This window comes from Nevskia soli (assembly GCF_903970205.1).
Taxonomy (GTDB): domain Bacteria; phylum Acidobacteriota; class Terriglobia; order Bryobacterales; family Bryobacteraceae; genus Bog-113.
Window position 1 is genome coordinate 1 of record NZ_CAJCHS010000013.1, and the last position, 7258, is coordinate 7258.

General features: G+C 57.9%; 6 protein-coding genes. 3 read left to right on the forward strand and 3 right to left on the reverse strand.

Annotation, left to right across the window (positions count from 1 at the left end; all coding sequences use genetic code 11):
* Window positions 1-278: 278 nt before the first annotated feature.
* The 3 genes from H1Y01_RS00655 to H1Y01_RS00665 all read left to right on the forward strand — a co-directional run bounded on the left by H1Y01_RS00655 (window position 279) and on the right by H1Y01_RS00665 (window position 2539).
* Complete coding sequence (locus H1Y01_RS00655) at window positions 279-746, forward strand: hypothetical protein (protein ID WP_180538166.1); 468 nt, start codon at window positions 279-281, stop codon at window positions 744-746.
* 80 nt (window positions 747-826) lie between these two features.
* A complete protein-coding gene (locus H1Y01_RS00660) occupies window positions 827-1834 on the forward strand; it encodes an NADP-dependent oxidoreductase (protein ID WP_219341151.1) in 1008 nt (335 codons plus the stop codon).
* A gap of 63 nt (window positions 1835-1897) precedes the next feature.
* Window positions 1898-2539, forward strand: a complete 642-nt coding sequence (locus H1Y01_RS00665) for a ferritin-like domain-containing protein (RefSeq protein ID WP_180538167.1) — start codon at window positions 1898-1900, stop codon at window positions 2537-2539.
* A 183-nt stretch (window positions 2540-2722) separates the two neighbouring features.
* On the opposite strand, the gene H1Y01_RS00670 is transcribed toward H1Y01_RS00665, so the two are convergent.
* The 3 genes from H1Y01_RS00670 to H1Y01_RS00680 all read right to left on the reverse strand — a co-directional run.
* Window positions 2723-5302 carry a SpoIIE family protein phosphatase gene (locus H1Y01_RS00670; protein ID WP_180538168.1) on the reverse strand — a complete coding sequence of 860 codons (2580 nt, stop codon included), beginning with the start codon at window positions 5300-5302 and terminating at the stop codon, window positions 2723-2725.
* A gap of 27 nt (window positions 5303-5329) precedes the next feature.
* Window positions 5330-7009: a CRTAC1 family protein gene (locus tag H1Y01_RS00675; RefSeq protein WP_180538169.1), complete on the reverse strand. Its 1680-nt coding sequence runs from the start codon at window positions 7007-7009 to the stop codon at window positions 5330-5332.
* Window positions 7010-7016: 7 nt separating this feature from the next.
* The coding region (locus H1Y01_RS00680; RefSeq protein ID WP_180538170.1) for a hypothetical protein at window positions 7017-7258 on the reverse strand (242 nt) is incomplete at its 5' end.

Consider the following 7258-nt stretch of genomic DNA (forward strand, 5'->3'; position numbering starts at 1 on the left):
CGATGGAGGCGCGAACCGGTCGACCGCATCGTGCAGCAGCTGCTTCCACTCGGCGTCTTGTTCGGCGAGCACAGGGTAGTTGCTCTGCAGATTGATCGGTGGTTCAGACATCTCTTGCTGAGTGTAAGGCGTGCCTTCCGCCCTCGGAGTCTTGCTTTGGCGGCCTCGCTAGGAGTCGACTACGCTTGCGAGGGTACTCTATCGCAGCGAATGCATGCGTAGACAATTGATATCCATTGCAGCACTCTACCGATCCGTGATACCTGTTACAGACCACTATGCGAGTTTTAATAGCAATCTTACTTTGCGCTGTTGTTCCAGCAGTAACTACGGCGTCCGAGAGCGGCTTCGAAGTTCATTATGACGGCGGCTCCGTCGGAGATATGAAAACCGGTGAAAACCTTCGTATTCACATCGATCAGAATCAAATTCGGCTGACTCACGATAAGTCGGACGTGCTGGTGATTCCAAGTAAGGCCGTCACCGAGATCAGTTACGGCCAAGACGTTCACCGGCGTGTCGGCGCGGCGATCGGGCTCGCGATCGTTTCACTAGGCGTCGGGGCGTTGATGGCGCTCAGCAAGTCGAAGAAGCACTATGTCGGTCTTACCTGGGACGACAACGGGAAGAAAGGCGGCGCGGCATTCCGGGCAGAAAAGGGCGACTACCGCGGCATCCTGTCGGGGCTTGAGGGCGTCACCGGAAAGAAGGCCGTCGATTCGGAAGCGATGACCGTCAAGAACTAAAGCAACGCATAGCTGCGCACCGGAACCAGTTTGTCTCTAACAGCTGCATCGGCGGCTCTACGCGGCGAATCTAAAAGCCCGTGCCAATACGCAGCCGTGAAATCCGTCTAGCCAGCCGTCCGCACGGCGAACCCTCGCTCGAACAGTTCAGCTTTGACACTGTGGATTTGCCGGACCCTGGACCCGGGGAAGTCCTGGTGCGCAATCTGTTTATATCCGTTGACCCGTATATGCGAGGGCGCATGAACGAAGGTCCGTCGTACGTTCCTGCCTTCGAGATTGGAAAAGCCATGGGAGGCGCTGCGATCGGGCGAGTGGTGCAGTCTAAGGCCGACAATCTCCCGGAGGGTTCGCTGGTTCTGAGTTCGTTTGGGTGGCGCGAGGCGTTTGTGGCTCCCGCCGGGCACGTACAAGCGCTCGATCCGCAAGGCGCGCCGCTCACCGCCTTTCTGGGAACTTTAGGCGTAACCGGGCTGACCGCGTGGGGCGGGCTGTTCAAGGCTGCTAGTCTGCAGGATGGCGAGACCGTATTTGTTTCCGGGGCCGCGGGCGCCGTAGGAAACGTTGCCTGCCAGTTCGCGAAACTGCACGGGTGCCGCGTGATCGGGAGCGCCGGTTCAACCGAAAAGATTGAGTTCTTACGGAGCGAGCTTAACGTCGACTATGCGTTCAACTACAACGATGGCGATCCTGCCCAGCACCTGCGCCAGGGAGCGCCGGAAGGTATCGACGTTTACTTTGACAATACAGCCGGTCCACAACTAGAAGCGGCGCTTTCCAGTCTAAAGATGCGCGGCCGGGTGGCGTTGTGCGGAGCGATCGCCGGATACAACAGGCCTGTTCCGGGGCCGCGCAATCTGGGGCTTGCGATTGGAAAACGGATCCGTCTGCAGGGGTTCATCGTGACGGACTATTTCCCGGAACTTCCGGCCTTCCACGCCGAGGCGATTCCGGCGTTGCTCAGCGGCAAGCTCGCGAGCCACGAGACGGTGGTCGAGGGGTTGGACCAGGCGCCCGCTGCTTTCCTCAGCTTGCTACACTCCGGCGATCCCCACACCGGTAAGTTAGTGGTCCGTCTCGGCGACTGAGGATTGTACGCTTCCGTTCTGAAAACACCGGTTCGTGGCACCCTCAGTGCTCCTGAGGTGCGTATGCCAATCGAAACTTTAGAAGACTTACTGCTCGAAGAGATCAAAGATCTGTACGACGCCGAGAAACAGATCACCAAGGCGCTCCCCAAGCTTGCCAAGGCGGCTTCGAGCCCCGATCTGAAAGCCGCATTTACCGAGCACCTCGAACAGACGAAAGGCCAGATTACGCGCCTCGAAGAGGTATTCGGGTATCTTGGCCGGAAGCCCAAGTCGAAGCCGTGTTTGGCGATGAAGGGCCTCATCGAAGAAGGACAGGAACAGACGCAGGAAGACGCCGAGGGTTCGATCAAGGACCTGATGTTGATCGGCGCCGCGCAGAAAGTCGAGCACTACGAGGTTTCCGGCTACGGAACCGTGCGTACTCTGGCGGAAGGGATCGGCAACGAGGAGGTTGCGTCACTGCTGCGGCAAACGGAAGAAGAGGAAGCGGAAACTGACCGTAAGTTGACCGGCATCGCTGCGCAGCTGATGCAAGAGGTGGACGGCGTGTCCGAGGAAGAAGAAGACGAAGAAGAGGAACTGGACGAGGACGACGAAGAAGGCGACGAGGATCTCGAGGATGAGGATGATCTCGAAGATGAAGAGGAAGAAGAGGCCGCTCCGCCGCCGGCCGCGACGAAGGCTCCCACCAAAAAGCGTTAGTCGCGAAAACACCCGCGTGCCTACCGCTCATATAGGCTCCGCCTTGCCGGATTGAACAGGATGTGACTGGATGTGGCGTGTCCAACGAGTCACAGGGTAGAATGCGGCATTTGCATCGTTTCAAATATGGGTCTGCCGACGCTGTATCCGTAGGCCGGATGTGGCTAATCGCGCACGATCGCTTCACTGAACGCGCGCAACAATCAGGGTCATGTCGTCGTACTGTGGGGCGCCGCGGGTGAAGGCATCCGCCGCCCCGAAGACCGACAGAAGAACCTGATCCGCGGGTCGATCCCCGGCGGTTCGGATGGCGTCAATCAGACCGTCCTCACCCCATTCTTCTTCCTCTAGAGTCATCGCCTCGCTGATGCCGTCGGTGTACAGCACGAAGATGTCGCCCGGCTCGAACTGATACTGGGCCGTTGTGTACTCGACTCCGGGAAGTAACCCAATTACCGGGCCGCAAGCTTCCAGACGAATAACTTGGTCGCCACGTAGAATGATCGGCGCATTGTGCCCGGCGTTCACATAAGTCAGAACGCGGGAACGGCTATGGTATTCGCTGTAGAAGAAGGTGACGTAACGGTTCGACGTGGAGGATTCGTAGATCAAGCGGTTGGTGTTCTCCAGCAAGATAGAAAGGTTATCCAAACCAGCGGCAATCTGGCCGCGCATAAGCGAATGGAGACTGGCCATCATCAGCGCGGCCGAAATACCTTTGCCGGAAACATCGCCGAGCGCGATCGAGACGCGTTCGTTCGAGCGGGGGAGAAAGTCATAGTAATCGCCGCCGACAGCAAGAGCCGGACGGCAATGGCCGCAGTAATCCAATCCGGGCACGGGCGGACAGATTTGCGGGAAGAGGCGCTGCTGGACTTCGCGGGCGATTTCAATCTCACGATTGAGACGCTCGCGCGATGCAGTTTCACGAGCCACGGTTTGCAGTAGCTGGGCGTTCTCGAGTGCGAAACCGGTCTGGCTGGCTACCGACTGCAACAAGCGAAGGTCGGAGGGCGAGTAGGGCTCATCCGATAGCTTCGGACCGAGCGCGATCAGGCCCAGCAGAGCTTCGCGTCCGGGTAAGGCAAGTAAGACTTCGGCATCTAAGTCGCGCAGCTTTTGTTGTTCATCCTCGGCGGCTGCGTGCACCCAACTGCGCGGGTCGTCGAAGTACACGCGCTCGGGAGAAGCAGCTTCCGAAAGTAGCTTTACGGACTGCGATTGAGCGGGCAGGCAGTAGGCGTTCACGGGTTCGGGGCCGACGGTTTCACTTACGCAGAAGCGATCTTCATTTTTAACGAAGATAGCCATGCGCGAAACGTGGAGCGTCGCGGAGATGCGCGCCGCGACGGTGCTGAGTAGTTGGTGAGAATCGGTAATGCGGCGAACGTCCATGCTCAGTTCGCTAAGTACAAGATCGGATTGATAGGCCTCGCGGAAAAAGCGGCGGTCCACCCATGCGGAAGCGGCATCGGAGAACCGCCTACGCAGGACAACCGCGAAAGTGAGCGAGGCGATCGCGAGGACGCGATCGATGGGGCGGCGATGACTGCTGAAGGCATAACTGATATAGAACGATGCGCCGGCGATCAGAAGCACGCGGATGAACCACAGGCTGCGGCGCGCCAGTGCATAGCGGATGCCTTGACGGATGACCATCTGCGCTTCCATGGCTCGCTGTACAACGACAACGTAGGCAAGGGTAAGTGGAAACAGTAGAACCGCGAGTAGCGTTATAACTTCGACCCAGTTCGGAATTACGAAGAAAATATCGCCGCCCTTATAGATCGCGTAGATGGAAGCCAGCAGGAGGGGGGTGAGACTAAGAGCCGTGCCGAAGTAAAGAATGCGCAGGCGCCGGCGCGCGTCGGGGGTCTTGGCAAATGATCCTTGGATGAAGATACCCGCAAAGAAACCGCTGATCGCAGCATAGGGCAAAATCACGGTGAACTTGAAACGGACGTCGAAGTCCAGAATGGCGCGGACGGGTTGGATCCAGCTGAAGTTGTATACCACGGCGCATAAGAACCAAAACATCAATATGGTTTGCGCAATAAGCGGGACGAGTAATATCCATTTCAGCCAGGGCCGCCGGCGATCGTGATGCAGGCGCTCAGGAAAGTAGATGCCGAAGAGGAACATCCAGATGAGCAATGCTCCATCAGAGTGCCCCATCGCCGCATACCAAAGAAAGCCGATCGCCGGCAGCGGCCATACCCAGGAGAAGCCGACAATGAACTGGGAGAAACTGATCATCAGGGCCAGTAGCAGCCATGCGTTGCGATCCCATGGACGGGCGAACGCTACCCAGAACCCAAGCCCGAGACACAGGAACGGAAGGCCCACCGTAACCGCGAGCGTGACCAGCCATTCTTTCCAGTTCGCCGGTCGCGGGCGTACCGGCGCAAGCCCGACGCGGGCTGTGAAAGGTTGTTGACCAGGCCGCTGGACCTCCACTTGCAAAGAATCCCCGGGGCGTTTCCGCTTCAGGATATCGAGAAGCTGATCCTGCCCATGCAGCGGCTGCCCGTCGACTTGCAGGACGGGATCGAACATCTTCAGGCCGGCGGCCTTGGCTTCCGGAGTCATGCCTGAGATTTCATTCATCCGAAAGCCAAACTGGAAGGGCTGGCGGATGAGGATTTGGCTATAGATGAGGTCGTGGATGTTCGCCCACGAGACTCCAGCCTGGTATACAAAGGCAAAGACGAAAAGGGCGACAAGGAAGCGGTAAGCGCCTCCTGACACGCGCGGAATGGACATTCGATGGTTTTCGATTGTATCGCTTCGCTACTTGAGAATGCCGCGTATCTCGTCGATTTGGAGGAACTGATTCGGCGCGATGTTGGTGAAGTGTTGTCTTGTGCCGCCTGGCCACTCAATGTCGATCGTCTTGACGACGGGGTCTTGAGCGAGACCGAACGTGAGAGCCAGGTCGCTTTGGGAGCAGTAACTGCCGCCGGAACGAACGGTGTTCCATTGTTTTCCTAACGCCGATTCAATCCGCACCGTGGCGCCTAACGCACTCCGGTTCGACTTAGTCCCCCGAAGACGGAGGTTGAGCCACTTATTGCGATTGCCCCCGTCGTTGCGGAACAGGACAGGTGAACCTTCGTTATTGGTGATGAGGACATCGAGATCGCCGTCGCGGTCGATGTCGGCATAAGCGGACCCGCGCGCGACTAGAGGACGCATGAAGTCGGGTCCAACCGAACGGCTTGCATCTTCGAATCCTCTGCCTTGTTGGTTGTGAAAGAGCTGCGGCGGTTCTTTGAACTGGACTTTCGGCTGCACGCGTTCGATGTCGTTTTCAGTGTGTCCGTTGGCGGCGAGGATATCCGCGTATCCATCTAAGTCGTAATCGAAGAAGAAGGCGCCGAAGGTTAAGTCGAGCATGGTGGCGCGGCCGACATTCGAAGACGCGGCCACATCGGTGAACAGGCCCGTCCCTTCGTTGTGATAGATTGCGAGCATCTGATTAGAGAAGTTACCGACGACGATGGAGGGCCAGCCGCTGTGATCGTAGTCGGCCCAATCGACGCCCATCGCGCCGCGGGCGTTGCCGTCCTCTCCGTAAGCCACGCCGGCACTCTCGCCTTCTTCGGTGAACGTGCCGTTTTTGTTATTCCGGTAGAGCTTGTTCCGCTGGGTATCGTTAGCGATGAATAAGTCGGGCCATCCGTCGTTGTTATAGTCGACGACTAGTACACCAAGTGACTTACTATTTTCCTTCTTTGGGTCCAGAATGCCGGCCTTCGCGGTCACATCCTGGAATTTGCCGTTTCCCAGGTTGCGGTATAGCTTCGAAGGCAATCCTTTGGATGTGTCGGGCGTGCAGTAGGACTTATGTGTCCCGTCGAGCGAACACCAGGGATCGTTTTGCGGCGACCATTGAACGTAGTTCGCGACGAATAAGTCGACTTTGCCGTCGCGGTCGTAATCGAGCCATGCCGCGCTCGTGCCGAAACCGGCATTCTTGATTCCGGATAGCGCGGTAACATCGCGGAACTTGCCGTTGCCTTCGTTGTGAAAGAGCCGATCGCCTTCGAGAGCCGTGATGTAGAGATCGGGCCTTCCGTCGTTATCGTAGTCGGCTACCGCGACGCCCATCGCGTACATCTCGACATCGAGGCCACTGCCCTTCGTCACGTCGGTAAAGGTGCCGTTGCGGTTGTTGTGATAGAGCGCGCTGAAGTAGTGTTTACCGGTAGGCGTCCAGTCTTTCGAGTTCAGAAGCAGAATGTCAGGGTAGCCATCGCCATCGTAATCGATGAAGGCGCAACCGGAGCCCATGGTTTCGGGCAGATACATCTTACCGGTTGCACCGCTGTGATGGACAAAGCGGATACCCGCTTTTTGCGTGATATCGGTGAAACGAATTTGGCCGGCAACCGGCGGATTTGCCGTTCCGCCGCGGAACGCGGTAGCGCCGATCAACAGCGCGCCGGCGATAGCAAAGTAGATTCGCATGACTCGATCAGGTGAGCGGACGGATCAGGCGGAGAGCGGGCCGCGTCAAGTATTTCTTCCGGTATGCGTTATGCGCCGCATCGTCCGGGTAGTGTTCATTTGCGCGATACGGGTAAGCGCTCATGGCATGGAAAGGTAGCGGCTCAACGGATTGTCCGAAGGCGGTGTTGGCGTCGGCATCTTTGGCCCAGCCATCGACCAGCAGGAGATAATCGCGCGTCCAGCCGGCTGGTAACGGCGGTAACTTCG